At 65.5% G+C, this 17,336-nt stretch carries 8 protein-coding genes; 3 read left to right on the forward strand and 5 right to left on the reverse strand.

The features are described from left to right. Positions 1-121: 121 nt before the first annotated feature. Entirely contained in the window at positions 122-859 is a 738-nt protein-coding gene (locus tag ACWIGU_RS21760) for a hypothetical protein (RefSeq protein ID WP_454403201.1), read from the forward strand. A gap of 35 nt (positions 860-894) precedes the next feature. Here ACWIGU_RS21760 and ACWIGU_RS21765 read toward each other — a convergent pair whose 3' ends face one another. The 5 genes from ACWIGU_RS21765 to ACWIGU_RS21785 all read right to left on the reverse strand — a co-directional run bounded on the left by ACWIGU_RS21765 (position 895) and on the right by ACWIGU_RS21785 (position 12,435). Continuing rightward, positions 895-1,314 (reverse strand): hypothetical protein, encoded by a 420-nt coding sequence (locus ACWIGU_RS21765; protein WP_454403203.1) that lies wholly within the window; start codon positions 1,312-1,314, stop codon positions 895-897. Between the two features lie 103 nt (positions 1,315-1,417). Further along, the gene (locus ACWIGU_RS21770; protein WP_454403205.1) at positions 1,418-2,236 is read right to left on the reverse strand and encodes a hypothetical protein; all 819 of its coding nucleotides are present in this window, start codon (positions 2,234-2,236) and stop codon (positions 1,418-1,420) included. 1,614 nt (positions 2,237-3,850) lie between these two features. Next, positions 3,851-4,573 carry a hypothetical protein gene (locus tag ACWIGU_RS21775; RefSeq protein WP_454403207.1) on the reverse strand — a complete coding sequence of 241 codons (723 nt, stop codon included), beginning with the start codon at positions 4,571-4,573 and terminating at the stop codon, positions 3,851-3,853. Positions 4,574-4,798: 225 nt separating this feature from the next. Beyond that, positions 4,799-5,311 (reverse strand): hypothetical protein, encoded by a 513-nt coding sequence (locus tag ACWIGU_RS21780; RefSeq protein ID WP_454403209.1) that lies wholly within the window; start codon positions 5,309-5,311, stop codon positions 4,799-4,801. Beyond that, positions 5,311-12,435, reverse strand: coding sequence for a DNRLRE domain-containing protein (locus tag ACWIGU_RS21785; RefSeq protein WP_454403649.1), 7,125 nt, complete (start codon positions 12,433-12,435; stop codon positions 5,311-5,313). Before ACWIGU_RS21785 ends, ACWIGU_RS21780 begins: the two co-directional genes overlap by 1 nt. Positions 12,436-14,177: 1,742 nt before the next feature. On the opposite strand from ACWIGU_RS21785, the gene ACWIGU_RS21790 reads away from it, so the two are divergent. Beyond that, a complete protein-coding gene (locus ACWIGU_RS21790; protein WP_454403211.1) occupies positions 14,178-14,792 on the forward strand; it encodes a hypothetical protein in 615 nt (204 codons plus the stop codon). Further along, positions 14,792-17,188, forward strand: a complete 2,397-nt coding sequence (locus ACWIGU_RS21795) for an N-acetylmuramoyl-L-alanine amidase (protein ID WP_454403213.1) — start codon at positions 14,792-14,794, stop codon at positions 17,186-17,188. Before ACWIGU_RS21790 ends, ACWIGU_RS21795 begins: the two co-directional genes overlap by 1 nt. Positions 17,189-17,336: the final 148 nt, after the last annotated feature.

Raw genomic sequence — 17,336 nt, forward strand, 5'->3', positions numbered from 1 at the left:
GACAGGGGCCCCCGGGGTGTGGTTACGCTCAGCCACCACAACCACACAATGCAACGGCCCCCGGCCGGGACGGCAATCCCGATCGAGGGCCTGACCACGACAGGAAGAACCGAGCTTCCTCATGGCTACCGCCAACCCTAACGCCGTGCCCTCCTCCGGCGTCATCCACATCCGCGTACGCCATACGGCGAACTTCACGGTCCTGGCCAACCGCCTGCTCCAACGCAGCGGTTCGGCGGTCACCGTCGGCGTCGCGGCGTACATCTTCTCCCTCCCCGACGGCGCCCCGATCACGATCAAAAGCCTCCGCGCACACTTCGACGAGGGCGAGATCCTGATCGCGAGGGCGCTGCGCGAGCTGGAGGCGGAGGGCTGGCTGGAACGCAGGGTGCAACGCACACCGGACGGCAGGGTGGTGACACGCACGTACGTGTACGACGCCCCGGGCGCTACGCCCACGCCCCCGGCGCCCGCACTAGAACAACCGGCCCCAGCCCTGGCCCCAATCACTCTGCGTCCGGAGGCGAGTTCGATCCTCCGGGCACTCGCGTACCACGACAGGCGCCTCGCGCTGTCGCCCAAGGCTGTCACGTCGCTGGCCCCGGCAGTCACGGCCTGGCTCAACGCGGGCGCCACCCTGACGACGATCACGGAGACCCTGACGACGTCGCTCCCGGAGGGCGCCCTCCACAGCCCGGCAGGCCTACTGACCCACCGCCTAAAATCAACCCCGGCGCCAACGGGCCCCAAGCCCCACCCCAAACCCCACCCGTTCCAGGACTGCCCCAAATGCGACCGCCCGTTCCGCTCCCCGGAACCAGGCGAATGCCGAGACTGCCGCGAACGCGCGGCGGCATAGAGCCCGGTTCCGCGGTGTACAAGACGACGCACCCCTCAAGGAGCCGACAACAACCTGGCCATCACCAGGACGGGCGTGTCAACGTCGTTGCTGGCAATTCCCACGGCCAGGAGAGATCCGTTGACGTTCCAGACGGCGCGCTCGACGAAATCACTCTCATCGAACTCTTCGCTGTCACTCACTGAAACTGAGGTTCTGCTCTGCAATGCTCGCATCAGCGAGTTTTGCACCTCGCGACAGAACGGCAGTTGGCCTTCAATGGCAGAGTCCAGCGCCTCCGATACCAACTCATCGACATTCTGAGGCCACACCTCCCTGAAGACGTAGTCGAAAATCCATCCATTTCCCAAGGGCACCAGGTGCAGCCGTACGCCTACCCTCTCCCATCGCGTACACGCGGGAGGAGCAACCGACCCTGCAGGCCTCCAGCCGAAGTCCTGTACTGCTGCGTTCATCTCTGCGAGATTAGGTGAAAGGCACACTTGAATGGAATGAAAGAGGATACTCTCTGCCACCATATCCATTTGCTACTTTCCCGTTCCCCATCATGGAAAACTGCTATTGCGTCGTGATCCAATGAGGGTGAGTTACGTCGTCGGGGCAGACGAACAGGTACAGCCTTCCCCAACGCGAAACAGAAACATCGGTAGGGGTGTTCGCTCTCTGGGCTTCGACGCTCTGCTGATCCTCGACCGGCACCCAGTTGCGATTCCCGCCGTCCCATTCATAGGTGGCAATGGTCAGCAACAGCCGCATCGGCCGGCCACAGTGTTCTGGCACCTCCCCCGGCCCGGTCACGTTCCATGCGGCGAACCCACCGATCTTCCAGCCGGGCGCCACAGACAGATCCGACTGATAATCCGGGGTGCCATCGTCATCCCAGTTCGTCCATCGCTCCACCTTCGCCTGCAGATCCGCCGGCAGCAGCTCGACGTACTGGTGCTCGCGCACGGTCTCCGGATGCAGAACACATGGCGACGGGACATAGCCGGCACGGCCGACCACCGGAAACTCCGGCTGCGTCGTCACAGGCACGCCCACATCCGCCGTCGCTCGCCAGACCAGCCGCACATGCACCTGATGTCCGTCGTGCCGCTCGAAAGGACACCACAGCACCTGCAGAAGGTCGCACCCCGAGGGCGCCTCCAGGCCTGGGATGTCACGAGCGTAGAACTGGCCTACCGCCAGCAGCGGAATCGGATCCTCAGGCCGGACATCCGGCGCATACCGCCCCCGCTTCTCCAGGGCCTCCCAACGTTCACGTTCCTCATCGTTGGGATCGGTTCCGCGTCGGTCGAAGCCGTCACGCATGCGCCGCGCTTCACGCACATTGGCCAGCAGCTCACCGCGATCCTTGCGATGCACCTCATCGCACACGGGCCAGGGCTCATCCTCCGGCCACAGCAATGGCCCACCGACCGAACTGTCATGGACGGAAGGGGTCCCCGGCCTCGGATGCAAGCGAGTGGTCGTCACGGCGTGGTCACGCAGCTCCGGAAATACGGCTTCCACATCCACCGGCCGGGCAGGTGTCGTCCGAGTCATCTCACATTCTCCCCATGAGGTAGATCTACCCCTACGGCCGACAGGTGCGCCGGTCGGCGGCCTTGCGCGGCCACCGGCCTTGCGACCGCCCGTTCCGCGCCCCGGAACCCGGCAAATGCCGGGACTGCCGCGAGCGGGCGGCGGCTCAACAGGACGCCAGTCCGATCAGTTCGCCAGCTAGGAGGTCGTACCCGCGCCATCTCGGTAGCCCTCAATGAGCCTGATCTGAAGGTCAATGGCTGCCACGCACTGATCGCAGTTCAACTCGTCTTCGATCGTGACGCGACCTGTGAGGTGGGTCATCAATACGGCCTCATAGCACGACGAGTAAATTTCCATCACATCGTCAGCCGTAACGGATCGAGGGAGTGCTTCAAAGAGTCGCACCAACGCCATCAAATACGGACCCACGCCCGGCCTGACCGGAATACTGGGGAGTTTGTCATAACGGTCCAAGAATTCCACAGCGAATTCAGAACCGGACTCCCAGCCTCTGGGCTATCGCGGCGCAACGCAAAAGCAGACTTGACGAGTTCCGCATGACTCGGCGGGAAGAAATCATCGAATGAGTGGCCGAAGCGAGGGGGTGTAGCTTCAATGACATCCATTGCAAGGCTGCCCAGCACCTCACTGCTCATGCCCTCCAGGGCGGCTTCGTACGGCTCAACCCTCTGATCCCAAAGCTCCATACCATCACCTTCACCATAAGACCGCAGACACAACCCAGTACCAGGGTTGCGTCTGCGGCAGATCTACCTACGATTGCGAGGCACCAGAAGACTGGCTATCTAGCTTGCTCTCACGGCAAAGGTGCAGAGAAACGCTGATGGGAGTGTCATCGAGGTCGGGATGCTCGAGACCTAGGATCACGTGCACGTCAGAGACCCTCCAACAGTCCACCCACACGAATGCGAAGTAGTCACTGTCAAGCACCAGGCCTTCTGGCTCCACTGAGAACTTCTCGCCTATCAGAGGGGTAAGCCGGCCTGCCAGCTCGCGACAATTACGGATCCTTTTCTGGTACTCCCCGGTGACGTCACTGACGTAATCAGACGAGCCCCAATCGACATGCCACTCCTGGAGCATGACGCTCACCATCACCAGGCCCTCATAGTCTTCGGTTCCCAGACGGAGGCCATTCCGCGTCAAACGCTTTGGGTACGGCAGAGACACCGAGCCAGCAGGATCCCAGCCAGACAGCACGAATTCAGAGGAAACCTGCTCCGCATCCCACGGAGCTCGAACCGCGCAGCCAGCTGAACGATCTGGAGCGCCTGATCCAAATCAACATCAGGCATCAACTTGTCCCTCCGAAGGGAAAGGCCATCAAACCTACTCCGGCCTGCAGCCTTGCGCAGAATTGACCAGCAAAGTCAAGAATTGAGGCCAAAGCACTGAGGTCCCATCGATCAGATCGATGGGAGTGTTTATTTTATTCGCGGGGTCTCACTGAGTGAACACCCTCAGGGCTGATGAGAGTTGGCCGCTGTATTCGTCGCAGGTAGCCACCAGCTGGTGACCAACCGCAGAACCAAGCAGATCCTCGCTTGCTGGAACAGCAACGATGGCCGCATGGCAAGCACCCTCGATCTCAAGGTTCCTCGTGCCGAAATAGCCCAGCCCGTAGACGCGAAGGTTGTCTGCGACGTGAGCAAGGTAGCGCTCACGAAGCTCATCCCCCTCGACCACGGTGAGTGAGCCATCCATGTATGAGTCGAGGTATACAGCCATCTCTCGTGCAAGGCTGATGGCCGTATCGGTTTGAGCCTCACTCATCTCCCCCAAGGCTTCCCCGAGCATGAGCCAGCCGTTGATGGCCTCCAACTGGAAGCTCTCAGCGAATTCAGGCTCGATCTCGGACTCAAACAAGGGTGCGGAACAGAGCCCTGCGATTGCATGCCCAAGGTCCTCATTGACCTCGCCATCCAGTCGCGTGGCTCCCTCGCGGAGCACGGAAGTGAGAGCTGCGGGATCTACTCCCCACTCCACGGGCATCGCGATGTCGAGCAACGGCGCCTGCAATCTGCGCAGGGCCAGGTACGCGGCCTGGTGACGCTGCTGCCGAGTCATGGCGCGGATCGGGGCTGACAGCGTTTCGTCATCCCGCCAGTCAGGCGGATTCACCATGTCGGTCACCGATAACCCATCGTTGCCAGGAAGTTCGTCCATGTCTCGTGGTTGTTCCAGACGTACATGGACTGCCCGGAGGAAGCCCGCGCACCCTTATCAGAACCACCGGAATGCAACAGGCGATGCTGCCAGACCAACGCCTGGCAGCACCGCCTGTATTCATTTCGCCGCGACCAGAGGTCTATCCGCTGAAAGATCCCGCAATTACTGCAGAGTCGTCAGCTGCCCCTGACCACACCGGAATCGCGTGAGTGCTTTGAGAACTCATGCACCGGATTCACGGCAAAGGTACAGCGAAACCCTGATGGGGGTGTCATCGGGATCAAAATGCTCGAGACCCAGGATCACGTGCATACCGGAGACCCGCCAACAGCCGACCCACACGAATGCGAAGTAATCGCTGTCGAGGATCAGACCTTCTGGCTCCACCGAGAACTTCTCGCCCATGAGAGAAGTAAGCCGGTCTGCCAGCTCGCGGCAATCACGGCTCTTTTCCTCATAGTCGCCAGTGACGTCGTTGACGTATTCGGGGGAGTCCCAGTCGACCGGCCACTCCTGCAGTGTGACGCCGAGCACCGTCAGGCCATCGTATTCTTCGATGCCCAGAGGGAGGCCCTTCCGCGTCAAACGCTTCGGGTACGGCAGGGATACCGAGCCGGCAGGTTCCCAGCCGGACTGGACGAGTTCAGAGGAAACCCGCTCCGTATCCCACGGAGATTCGAACCGCGCAGCCAGCTCAACGAGCTGGAGAACGTGATCCAAATCGACATCAGGCATCAACTTCTCCCTCCGAAAGGAACATGGTAGACCGCAAGGTCACCGCTTTCCAACTCTGCCGGGAACCACTCCCGGAAGACCGCTCGATAGAAGGCAGCACCGCCTTCGCTCGAAACTGCGTACCGGACACCATTGCCACCCAGAGCTTTGTTCAACCCCAAGAGGCGCTGCGCCTGATCAACCGCGGTGCTTTCCTTGAAGACCGTGTTCGCGTGCAGTGGATTGTAGATGCTGCCGTTGAATCCTCCAGGAGTCGAGGGCCCGGCGAACTTCGCCTCGGTGATGAACCCGTACTTGTCCGGCCCACCGTCTACCTTGACCAGCCTTCCGTTGTGCTGCCACCACTGCTCCACGTCCGTACCGGTGACGTACTTCTGGTACCGGAAGCCGACGTTGGCCTTCATCTGCTTGGCCGAAATCGGGTACAAACCCTTGAAAACCGGGGTTGCTTCGGCCAGCTCGTCAATGTACTTGGCACCCTTCAGCAGCTTCCCCGCACCAGGGAGAACCGCTGCCGCAGCCATCGTGCACTGCCATGCCGACGGGGAGTTCGTGCACCCCTCGACATCCGCGAACCCGGACAGCTCCTTGACGAAGTCCCATGGGTCCACCCAGCCCTCGAGGCCCGTGGAGCCGTCGTGGTGCTGGATGTTGAACTCGAGCTTCTCCGGGTCGGGGATGACCGGGGCCCCGTCCATGCGGTACTGGCTGCGTGCCTGGCAGCCCGCGTCGCAGGACTCGTGCCCGTACTGGTCGATGTTGTTGACCGGGTTGCCGCCGGCGAAGCCGTAACGGTTGCTGTTGGCGGCCCCGGCACCCAGGCTCATGTCGGCCGCGGCGCCTGCGTACGAGTCCCGGCTGATGAACCGGTTGTGCTCCGGGCTGTAGTCCCGGGCGCCCATGTCGTACGTCTCCGACTGGGCGTTCCAGCGCTTGCCGCTGAAGCGGTAGGGGTTCTCCCCGTCGCTGCCCGGCTCCGCGATGGCGTCCAGGCCGGTCCACTCGTCCTTGGCGTCCTGGCCGTAGGCGGTGTAACCGTAGGTGGAACTGGGCTTGCCGTCACCCGCGTTGGTGAACGTCTCGACGTCGCCGTGGCTGTTGTAGCCGTAGTAGCCGCTGTCGCCGTTCAAGTGGTCCAACTGGGAAAGGCGTTCTCCTCCCAGGCCGAACTGGTAGGTCTTGACGAGGGTTCCGTCGAGTTCGTCGCTGAAGACCTCACGGTCGAGGCCGAGGTAGCTGTACTCGTCGGTGTAGGCGTTGTTGACACTCTTTTCGACCGTGCGGTCGAGAGGGTCGTAGCGGTAGTCGGTCGTGTTTGTCTTGTCGCCGGTCTTGCGGACCGTGGTGATGAGCCGGTCGAAGCCGTCGAAGGTGTTCGTCTCGACGGCGGCGCCACCGTCTTCGGAGACGGACTTCATCCGGCCGAAGGTGTCGTAGTCGTAGACGGCCGAGGAATCGACCAGATTCGAGGAGGAGCTCAGCCGGTTCTTGTTGTAGTAGAACTCGGTCAGCTCCGACTTCTGGAGGAAGAGCTGCTTGACGACATTGGAGTTGTCGTCGTGCCAGTACTGCTCCGTGCGCGGCTTGCTGCCGGTCTTGTCCAGCTCCTTGATCCGGTCGACCGGATCGTAGGTGTAGGCGATCACGGAGTTCCGGACCCCGTCGCTGTCAGCGCTGAGCAGCGCCGCCGTGTCCTTGCTCTTGTTGCCGTTGGCGTCGTACTCGTAGCTGTGTGACGAGACCAGCGCGCCCGCGCCCGTCTTCTCGGTGCTGGTCTTGACGGCGCTGTTCGCGTAGTAGGTGTAATCGACGGTGTTGTTGTTGCCCTTGGTCAGGGTGGCGCGCTGACCGCGATCCGTGTACGTGAACTGCGTGATGTCCGGCTGAGGGTCGGTCGGCACCTGGCTCGCCGTGACCTTCTTGAGCAGGTTGCGCAGGTCGTACTCGTACTTCGAGTTCTGCTGGGGATGACTGACGGTGTCGAGCTGGCCGCTCGCGTCGTAGGTGTAGGAGGTGGTCTTCGCCTCCTGGCCGGTGAGCGCCTCCGTGACCTTGTCCACCTGGTTCAGACCGGTGTAGGTCATGGTGTACGGCGTGCTCGTGGTGCTGCCGACCGTTTCACCGATCGTGAGCATGTTGCCGTTCAGGTCGTAGTCGTACGCGTACGACCTGTCCGCGGAAGGGTCTCCGGCGGCGTCCGTGCGGCCCTTCAGGGATCCGTCGGGGTAGTGCGACCAGCCCATGGTCCGCGTGGACGTGCCGTTGTCACCGGTCAGCGTCCGCTTCTCCTGCTGACCGACGTTGTTGTAGTCGTAGGCCGTCTTGATGTTCCACGCGTCGGTGGAGGTCTTGATCCAGCCGTTGTCGAAGTAGGTGTAGTCGGTGTCGATGCGCGCCGGGTCACCCGCCGGCGGCAGCGACGTCTTCTTCACCCGGCCTACCTCGTCGTAGACCGTTTCGGTGTAGACATCCGCCTTGTTGAACTGCGAGTCCGCCGGGTCGTACGGCTGGAACTGCTTGACCGGCCGGTTGAGCTTGTCGTACTCGGTGCGGGCCGCGAAGTCCTCGGCCGTCCCGGTGGTGGCGGTGCCCCGCGGGGTCTCGACCTTGGTGGTGTTGCCCACCTGGTCGTACTGGTAGCGGGTGGTGCGCACCGTGGTGCCGTCGTACGGCACCTTGACCTCGAAGGTCATGCCCCGTTCGTCGGGGACGATCTGGGTCTTGTTCTGCTCCTGGTCGGTCGTCGCGACGACGATCGAGTCCTTGTCGTACTGCGTGGTGGTGTACTTGCCCGCCGCGTCGATCTGCTTGACCGGCCGGTGGTCGAAGTCGTACTCCGTCTTGCTGGAGTAGTCGGAGGTGTCCGCCGACGCGTTCTTCTTCGGGTCGATCAGCGTGACGGCATTGCCGACGTTGTCGTACTCGTAGGAGGTCTTGTCGTCCTTGGCGTCCACCACCGACGTGAGCTGATAGATCGTGTCGTAGTTGTTGGTGGTGACGTAGTCCGTGGCGTCCGCGGTGGTCGCCACGCCCTTCGGCTCGGTCGTCGTCCTGAGGTTGCCGACCTTGTCGTAGGTGTAGGCCGTCTTGCGGTCCGCGGTCTGGTTGTTCGCCGGTGCGGTCGCCGACGTCACCTGGTCCATCGCGTCGTACACGGCCTTCGAGACCGCGTTCGTCGGTGAAGTCGCCTCGGTGGTGTTGTCGTTGGCGTCGTAGACCGGTGCCGGGGTGGTGATGTAGTCGCCCGCCGCCTGGTCCTTCGGCACCTTGCTCACCAGCGGACGGCCGAACGTGTCGTACGTCTGCGTGCTGGTCTTGTTCAGCGCGTCGGTGGTCGATGTGACCTGGCCGCGCTCGTCGTAGACGACCTTGGTGGCCTTGGCGTAGGGGTCGGTGACCGTCTTCGGAGCGCCGACCGGGTCGAAGTCCGACGCCTGCGTCGCGTTGCCGTTGGCGTCGGTGACCTTGGTCTGCTGACCGTACGTGTCGTACTCGTACGACGTGGTGTAGTCGCCGGCCGTGGCGGTCGATACGCCCTTGGGGTCGGTGGCCGTCTTCAGGTTGCCGAACGAGTCATAGCCGAACTGCCACTTGCGGCCCTCCGGCGATGTCTGGGTGTACAGGTCGGCCGAGTAGCCGTCGAGCCGCGTCTGATACGTGTAGACGGTGGCGGCCGTGCCGTTCTTGTTGGCCTCCGCGTCCTTCGACGTCAGCGGATAGCCGGTCTTCTGGTCGTACGTGTACGTCGTCTGGGCGCCGTTCGCCTCCTTGACCAGGGTGACGTTGTTGTCGGCGTCCCACGCCGTGTCGGTCGACTGACCCTTGGCATTGGTGGCCTTCACGCCGCGGCCGAAGTCGTCCAGGACGTAGTCCGTGGCGTGCGTCTCGGGGTCCGTGACCTTGGTGTCGGTGAACTTGCTGTTCGTGGCGTCCGCCGCGTAGGAGAAGCCCGTCGAATTGTTCAGCCGGTCACCGATGGTCTTGGTCCACCAGTGGTACTTCGGGTCGTCACCGGTCTGCGGGGCGAGGTACGTCAGATCGGTGTCGTTGCCGCGCGGGTCCGTCGCCGTGACCAGCTTGACGTTCTTGTTGCCCTGCGTGGCGTCGTAGGTGAAGCCGAACACCTTGGGCTGTGAGGAGCCCGCGCCGTCCGTCAGCTTCGTCAGGAGCGCCTTGTCCGAGTACTCGAACGTGACCTTGCGACCGGAGATGTCCGTCATCGACTGGACGTGGTCGGCCACCTTCGGGAAGGGCGCCGTCGTCTTGTCGAAGTACTCGACGGTCAGCGACTGCCGGCCCGCCGGGTCGGTGATGTACTTCAGGAACTTGGTCGGCTTACCACCCGACTTGCGCTCCTCGTACGTGTAAGTCTGGGTGTTGCCGTTCTTGTCCACCGTCGACGTCAGGTAGCCGTCACAGCCGAACAGGAAGCGCGTTCCGTCCGGACTCGTGAGCGTCCAGGCGTCCGGCACCGGGTCCTTGAGCGGGGTGCAGTCCAGGCCCGACTTCATGATGACCTTGAAGTGGACACCCGCCGGGGCCTTCCACGACCCGTCCGCCTGCTTGGTGAAGACGTGCGTGGTGCCGTCACCGTCCGGCAGACGGATCTCCGTCGGGTTCGGGTTGGGGCGGAAGTCCAGCGGAGCCCCGAGCCGGAGGGGACCGGCCACCTGCCCGGACCAGCCCGCGCCGAGCACCGTGTCGGAGGTGTCGAGCGAGTTGTAGGAGAACCGGGCGAAGGTGTTGAGTCCCCGGCCCGGGTTGCTGAACGCGTTGTACGACCAGACGCTGTTGCCGGAGGCCAGGTTGTTCAGGACCGACGAGCCGGCACCGGTGCTCTTGCCGGTGTAGGCGTAGAACTTCTCCAGACCCAGCGAGTTGGACGTCGGGTCCTCGACCGCCACGCTCTGCGTCAGGGACGGGATGCCGCCGGTTCCGGCCGACAGCCAGCTGCCGTCCGAGACCTTCTGCACGTCCCAGCCCAGGACGTAGTCCGTGCGCTTGTTGCCCGCGTCCGAGTTGATCGGTGTCTTGACCTGGGAGTGGACCGTCGCCGACTCGGCCGGGGCAAGGGGCGGGATGGCGGTCTTGAGCTGGTTACCACCGTTGGTGGCGTCCGTGCCGTCGGGCAGCTTCCAGGTGTAGGAGAGCTGACGCTCACCCGCCGCCCAGGTGCTGCCGGTGGTGTTGGTGACCGTCACGTCCACCGTGTACGTGGAGTTGGGGGTCATGCGCTGCGGGGTCTGCGGCGCGTAGTAGGTGTTCTCCGACGTCGCGTCCACGTAGATCACGCGGAGCAGCGGGCCGAGCTGCTGGTCGGCGCCCTCGGAGGCCAGGAACAGGGTGCGCTCCTTCGGCCCGGTCGCCTCGTTGGCCAGCTTGACCATCGCGCCCTTGTTGCTGGACGGGGTCTTCACCCAGCCCTGCGTCATGGACGTGGCGTCCCACCAGTGCCGGCCGACCTCGGATACCTGCGCGACCGTGTCCGACACGGTCGAGCCGAAGTCACCGCCCGGCGCCGTCCACGGAGTGGTGGCGGTGGCGTTGTTCCAGGTCGCCGCGGTCTCCGCGAAGTCCTTGGTGAGACCGTGCAGTTCATAGATCGCACCGTTGGTGTCGGTGGTGGTCTCCGCGCCCCACATGTACAGCTTGGAGTTCAGCACGGTCGCCGTCGCCGGGATCGAGCTGGTGGGGAACTTCATGACCGCACGCGTGTTGCCGTACGTGCCCGAGTTGTTGCCGACGCTCAACCACTTCTGCGGCGTGTACGAGAGGATCGTGTCCTCGTTGGTCGTCGGCTGCTGGGACGAGAGGGTGGTGTCGGTGACGCCGCCCGCCGTGCCCTGGATCAGCTTCATCGTCCGGCCGGCCTTCGGCACACCGACGATGCGCGTGGGCGACCCGATGACCGAGCCGTCCTTCGTCTTCACCGCGATCTGGTAGTAGTACGAGCGGCCGATCTCGTCCGTGGACGAGTCGGGCGTCGGCGTCGCGGTGGTGTCGGTGTAGGCGGTCGCCGCCTTGTCGATCGGGGCCACCAGCGTGGCCGCGTTCGGCGTGAAGACCTGCTGCGTGGAGCGGTGCAGCTGGTACTCGACGATGTCCTGGCCGGTGTCCCCGGTCGAGTTGGTGTACTTCGACCAGGACAGCTCCGGGCCCGTGTCGTGCACGATCGTCGGCGAGTTGAGCGCCGAGCCGACCTTGCCGTACGTCACCGTCAGGCGCGGGTACGAGGACGTCTCGCCGCCGTAGTCCCCGTCACCCGACTCGTAACGCGGGCCACCGGTCAGGGTGCCGGCCAGGGTGTCGTCCTTGGCCTGGATCACGAAACCGTAGTTGGCGGACGTGCCCGAGACCCACTTCTGCACGGTGTCCGTCACCGCGAAGTCGTGCCACTGGTTGTACTCGCCCGTGTTCTTCACGATCTGGGCCGGGTTCACCAGCCGGATCGAGTCCGCGATGTTCCGCGTCGTGGAGCTGTTGGTGTCACCCAGGACGATCTTCCCCGTGTTGCCCTTGGAGAAGTAGAACTGAGTGCTGTTCACCGTCTTCCACGCGGCCGCGGTGCCGGACTGGTTGACCGTCCCGGTCCCGGTGCCGTCCCGGTGGTTGATCGTGTACGGGGCCGCGGTGGCACCGTCCGTCGCGGGCGGGAAGTGCGCCTCCACCCGGTAGGACGCGGTCTCCTTCACCTGCGGCTGCCAGGTGTAGGTCTCGCCCGTCAGGGAGTTCTTGTTGTAGGCGAAGTCATCGTTCGTCGCCGCGCCGCCGGTGGTGGTGGCGCGAGGCCACTCACCCACGGCCGCCGTACCGGTGTCACCGTCGTCGATCTGGACGGTCGTGCCGGACAACTCACCGGACAGCGTACTGGTGTTGGACCAGTTCGCCTGCGACTCGGTCCACTGACCGGTCGCCCGGTGGACCTCCATGGTGACGTCGTTGGCGTTGGTGGTGTGCGTCTGGTCGTAGTACATGCTCAGACGCGCCGAGTCGAGCTGCGTCCCGGCCGGGATCTCGTCCAACGGGAACTGAATCAGCGACCGCGCGATACCTGTGTCCGTCTTGCCGGCGGACATCTTCCAGGTGTTGTTGAAGTTCGTCGTCGGCTGGTCCGAGAGGACCATCGTGTCCTGCGACTGCGACGGCGTCGGCGTGATCGTGATCGTCGGGTCGATCGACACCGGGTACTGCCGCTTCGGCGACGCCAGCCACTTGGCGTCCGGCGTGACGACGATCTGCCAGTTCTTGCCGTCCTTGACCAGCTTCTGCTTGACCTTGGGGCTGTACGACACCCCGTACGGCGAGTCCGCGTCCTTGCGGGTATCCGACATGTACGCGGCCGGGATCGTCATCACCGGCGTGTTCGGCAGCTCGCCGTACAGCTCGATCGAACCGTCCTTGCGCGCCTTCGGCGTCAGGCCGTCCGTGTCGAGGGTGAAGGTGTAGGAGACGGGTCCGTCCGGCGCCTTCGCCAGGACGATGTTCTCCTTCACCCGGCCAGGACCGACCCGGTACTCCAGGTCCGCGCCACCGGCCGCCGCGTCCTTGTAGACCACGGTCGAACCCTTGGCCGCCGGATCGACGGACTTCGCGGCACCCTTGAGACCCAGCGTCACCGCCGGACCGTCCGCGCCCGCCTGGAACTTCAGCAGCTTGTCCGGGTCCGAACCGAACCAACTGCGCCCAGAGTTGGACGTGTTGGCGAAGTCGAAGCCCTTGGCCTTCGTCGAGCCGACACCCGTGTCGATCGACTTCCACGATTTCCTCTTGCCCGAACCCGTGGGGTACGCCGTCGGCACCTGGGAGAGTTCGGCCTGGATCTGCCCGTTGGACAGCTGCCAGAAGCGCGCGTGCTCCGTGCGGCGGGACGTCAGCTCCTTGACCCGCTTGGGCTCAGCGGCCTTCTTGCCCTTCGGGAGCTTCTCGCGACTGGCTATCTCCAGCTTCCCGCCCGTCGGCGGTTTGGCCTGATCCTCGCCGTCGTCGTCCGAGAACCAGCCCTTGACCGTGTCGAAGACGCCCTTGTCGTCTCCGTGCTTGCCGGAACCCGGCGCGGAGGCGTAGGCGATCTGCGGCAGTGCGGTACTCGCCACCGCCGACACCACAAGGCAGGAGATCAATCTCCCATAGCGGACTTTCACGTCCTGTGCCCTTTCCTTTGCGGCACGCCCGCCTTCCGTGCGGTATTCCCTGCGCACGTGATGCGGGCACGCCTGATCTCCGAACGGCGATTGCGTCCGGACGTCTGGTGTGTGCCACTCGGGAGGGTCGGCATCTGGGCAGCGCGGATCGACCGACGTACGTCCGGAAGGCCCATGGCCGAAAAGGCCTTCCGGGCATGCGTCGGTCGGTTTCTGGTTTTCTCCTTCGTGGGCGGACGCTTTCTAATCAGGCGCACATGACCATGTCAACAGAGGGAATCAATCGGGCAGTTGGCCCGTCACGGGTCGGATCGTCCGGAGATGATCTAGACCCGGCACCCGCTCCACGTGCCTGCCGGGCCGGTATACAGCCGGAGAATTCAGCCGGTCAGGGGGCCAGGGCCCGGCCGACGCCGAATCCACTGCCGGTGGTCATGCCCAGGGTCACGGGGCCGAAGCAGAGGCCGGAGGCCGTGACCGGTCCGTTGGCGCTGTGGTGGGACAAACGACGGCGCGGTTTCTATTCACCGAAACAGTTGCGGGTCAACTGATGGCACAATTCGTGGCGTTCTGCGGAGTGTTCTGAGCACGTTTGGGCTCCGTCCCTTTCGCCCGCTTGTTCCAGACACTGGAACGGCCGCTCCCGCATGCGGTATAACCGCCCGGTTCTCCGCCGAGCGCGACGCATTCGCGCGAGGAATGCTCGCCTCACGAAAGCCAGGCCCATGCCATCGTCGTCCGAACAGTCAGAGCCGACCGAATCAACCGACACGGCCGAAGCGTCCGCCGAAGAATCCGAGGCGCACGACGCCGCGGGCACCAAGGACACCGAGGGAGCGGAAGAGGCGAAGGAGCCGCAGTCCTCGGACGAGCCCAAGAGCACCGACGGCGCCCAGCACGGCAAGGGAGTTGACCGTCGAGGCATAGCCGCCAGCGCCGTCGTCGTCGCCGCCTGTGCCGGGCTCGTGCTCTACGGCGTGCTCGACACCGACGAGAAGCCCGAGCGTCACGTCCCCACCGCCTCCGTGACGTACGAGGTCAGTGGCGAAGGCACCGCCGATCTCACCTGGCAGGCCCGCAGCGAGTCCGGCAAGGCCGTCGGAGCGCGCGGCGTCACGCTGCCCTGGAAGAAGACCGTGCGCGTGCCGCTCGGAAAGCCCCCCATCGTGACCATCACGCTCGGCGAGAAGGGCGGGCGGGCCAGCTGCCGGCTCGCCGTCCGCGGCAAGCACGTCCAAACAGCCACCGCCTACGGCAAGTTCGGCCGCGCCACGTGCCAAGGCGAGCTGCCCGCGCCCGAGGTCTCCGAGTCCCCGGCGAGCGCGCAGGGAGAGCAGTGATGTACCCGAGTCCCGGCCGCCAGGCCGCCCGTACCGCGCTCGCCGCCGCCGTCGTGCTCAGCGTCGTCTCCCTGTCGGGGCGGTCGCAGCCCGCCGCCGCGCAGGCCACCGTGCACAAGGGAGCCGTCCACACCGTCGCCGTACCGGACGGGACCGACCCCGGCAGGGGCGTCCTCACCGCCCGTTCGACCGAGCCGTTCAGCATGCTCGGCGTCACCTGGTCCGACCCCGACGCCACGCTCGGCGACGGCACCGCCGAGATCCGTACCCGCAGCGCGGAGACCGGGCGCTGGTCGGCCTGGCGCCCGCTCGAACTGGACGTCCACGCACCGGAGTCGGGTCCCGACCGTACGAAGGCCGGCGTGCGCGGTGGGACCCAGCCCCTGTGGGTCGGCGCGTCCGACGGCGTGCAGGCGCGCGTCACCGGCGCGAAGCTGCTGCCCGCCGGGCTGCGCGTGGACCTCGTCGACCCCGACGCCGGAGCACGGGCCTCCGCGGAATCCACGGAGAAGACCGCCTCGGCGGCCGGGCAGCCGGACATCACCTCGCGCGCCGGCTGGGGCGCCGACGAGTCGATCGTCGCCGACCCACCGACGTACACGACCGACACGAAGGCCGTGTTCGTGCACCACACGGCCGGGACGAACGACTACACGTGCGCCGAGTCCGCGTCGGTCATCCGCGGCATTCTCACCTACCACGTGAAGAGCAACGGCTGGAACGACATCGGCTACAACTTCCTCGTCGACAAGTGCGGGACCGTCTTCGAAGGGCGCGCGGGCGGCGTCGACAGGCCCGTCTACGGCGCCCACACCTACGGCTTCAACACGGACACGAGCGGTGTCGCCGTCCTCGGCGACTTCAACACCGCGACCTCCACGCCCGCCGTGCGCGACGCGATCGCCCAACTCGCCGCCTGGAAGCTCGGGTTGTACGGGATCAATCCGGCGGGCAGCATCGTGATGGCGGCCGGTGCGGACAACGGGAAGTTCACGCAAGGGCAGCTGGTGACGATGAACCGGATCTCCGGGCATCGCGACGGCTACCCGACGGAGTGCCCCGGCAACAACCTCTACGGCGACCTGCCCGCCATCCGCACGCTCGCGGCGTCGAAGAACTCGCCCGCCAAGGGTGCCGACGTGAACGGGGACGGCCATGCCGACCTGGCCGCCGGCATCCCGAAAGCGACCGCGAACAACCTGGCCGGTGCCGGCCAGGTCACCGTCGTACCCGGCGCCCGGACCTCGCCCTACGCGGCGAACAAGGCCGTCGTCACGCAGGAGTCCGAGGGCGTGCCCGGCGGCTCCGAGGCCGGAGACGGCTTCGGCTCCGCGACCGCGTACGGCGACCTCGACCACGACGGTCACACCGACCTCGTGGTCGCGTCTCCCGGCGAGGAGGTCACCGCGGGCGTGAGCGACGAGGGCGGCGTGAGCGTGCTGCGCGGCACCGCGAACGGGCTCACCGGACAGGCCGGAATGATCAACGAACCGGCGGCGGTGCGTACGAGCGGCGCGAAGTTCGGGGCCGCGCTCGCCACCGGCGACTTCGACGGGGGTGGCGGCGACGACATCCTCGCGGTCTCGCCCGGCGCCGGGCGCGCCTGGGCCGTCGACGGCTCCGCCCGCACCTTCTCCTCTCCCGTCGCTCTCTCGGACGGGCCCGTGCAGGAACCGGCCGTCGCCACTGGGGACTTCGATCACGACGGGTTCGAGGACGCGGCGATCACGTTCCGTACGGCGGCAGGCGAGAGGCCTCTCGTCGTGCTGCGCGGGTCGCCGAGCGGCCTGCGGACGTCCGAGCCCTCCGTCCTCGCGGGCGCGGGCGGACGCTCCCTCTCGTCCGGCGACCTGAATGGCGACGGCTTCGCCGACCTGGTCGTGGGTCGGCCCGACGCGGCGGACGGTGGAGAGATCGCCACGTACCACGGCTCGGCGGACGGGCTCACGACGACCGGTGCGGGCGTCGTCGCCCTCGGCGAGCTCGAAGGGGCGGACAGCGGCGGCGAGTTGGGTGCCTCCGTGGCCGTGAGCGACACGGACGACGACGGGTACGCCGATGTGCTCGCCGGTGCGCCCGGTGACGACTCCGGTGCGGGCCGCGCGTTCCTGCTGCGCGGTGGCGCGGACGGGCTGGGCGTGGCGGGTGCGGTGGCGTACGTCCAAGGTTCGGGCCCGGTGCCGGGCGCGGCCGAGGCCGGTGACCGATTCGGTTCCGCCGTCGCTGTCGCCGGTCTCACCGGGGACGGCGTCGCCGGCCTCGCGATCGGTGCCGAGGGCGAGAACGCGGGCGACGGGACCGTGATGACCGTGAGCGGCGGGACGGGCACTTCGTACGGGCCCACCGCGCTCGGCGCCGATGTCGGCGCCGGTATCGGCGGGGAACTGACCAGGTGACCGCCGGGCGACTTCCAGGCGACTGCCAGGTGAGTTACAGCACACCAGCACAACCAGTGACGTTTCCCGATGGTCGATCGCTGGATAGAGCACCTACCCGCGTGACGGGTGTGGCATTTATGAACTTCTTCGAGGGGTGGGGCATTTG

Source organism: Streptomyces sp. NPDC055400 (assembly GCF_053644375.1).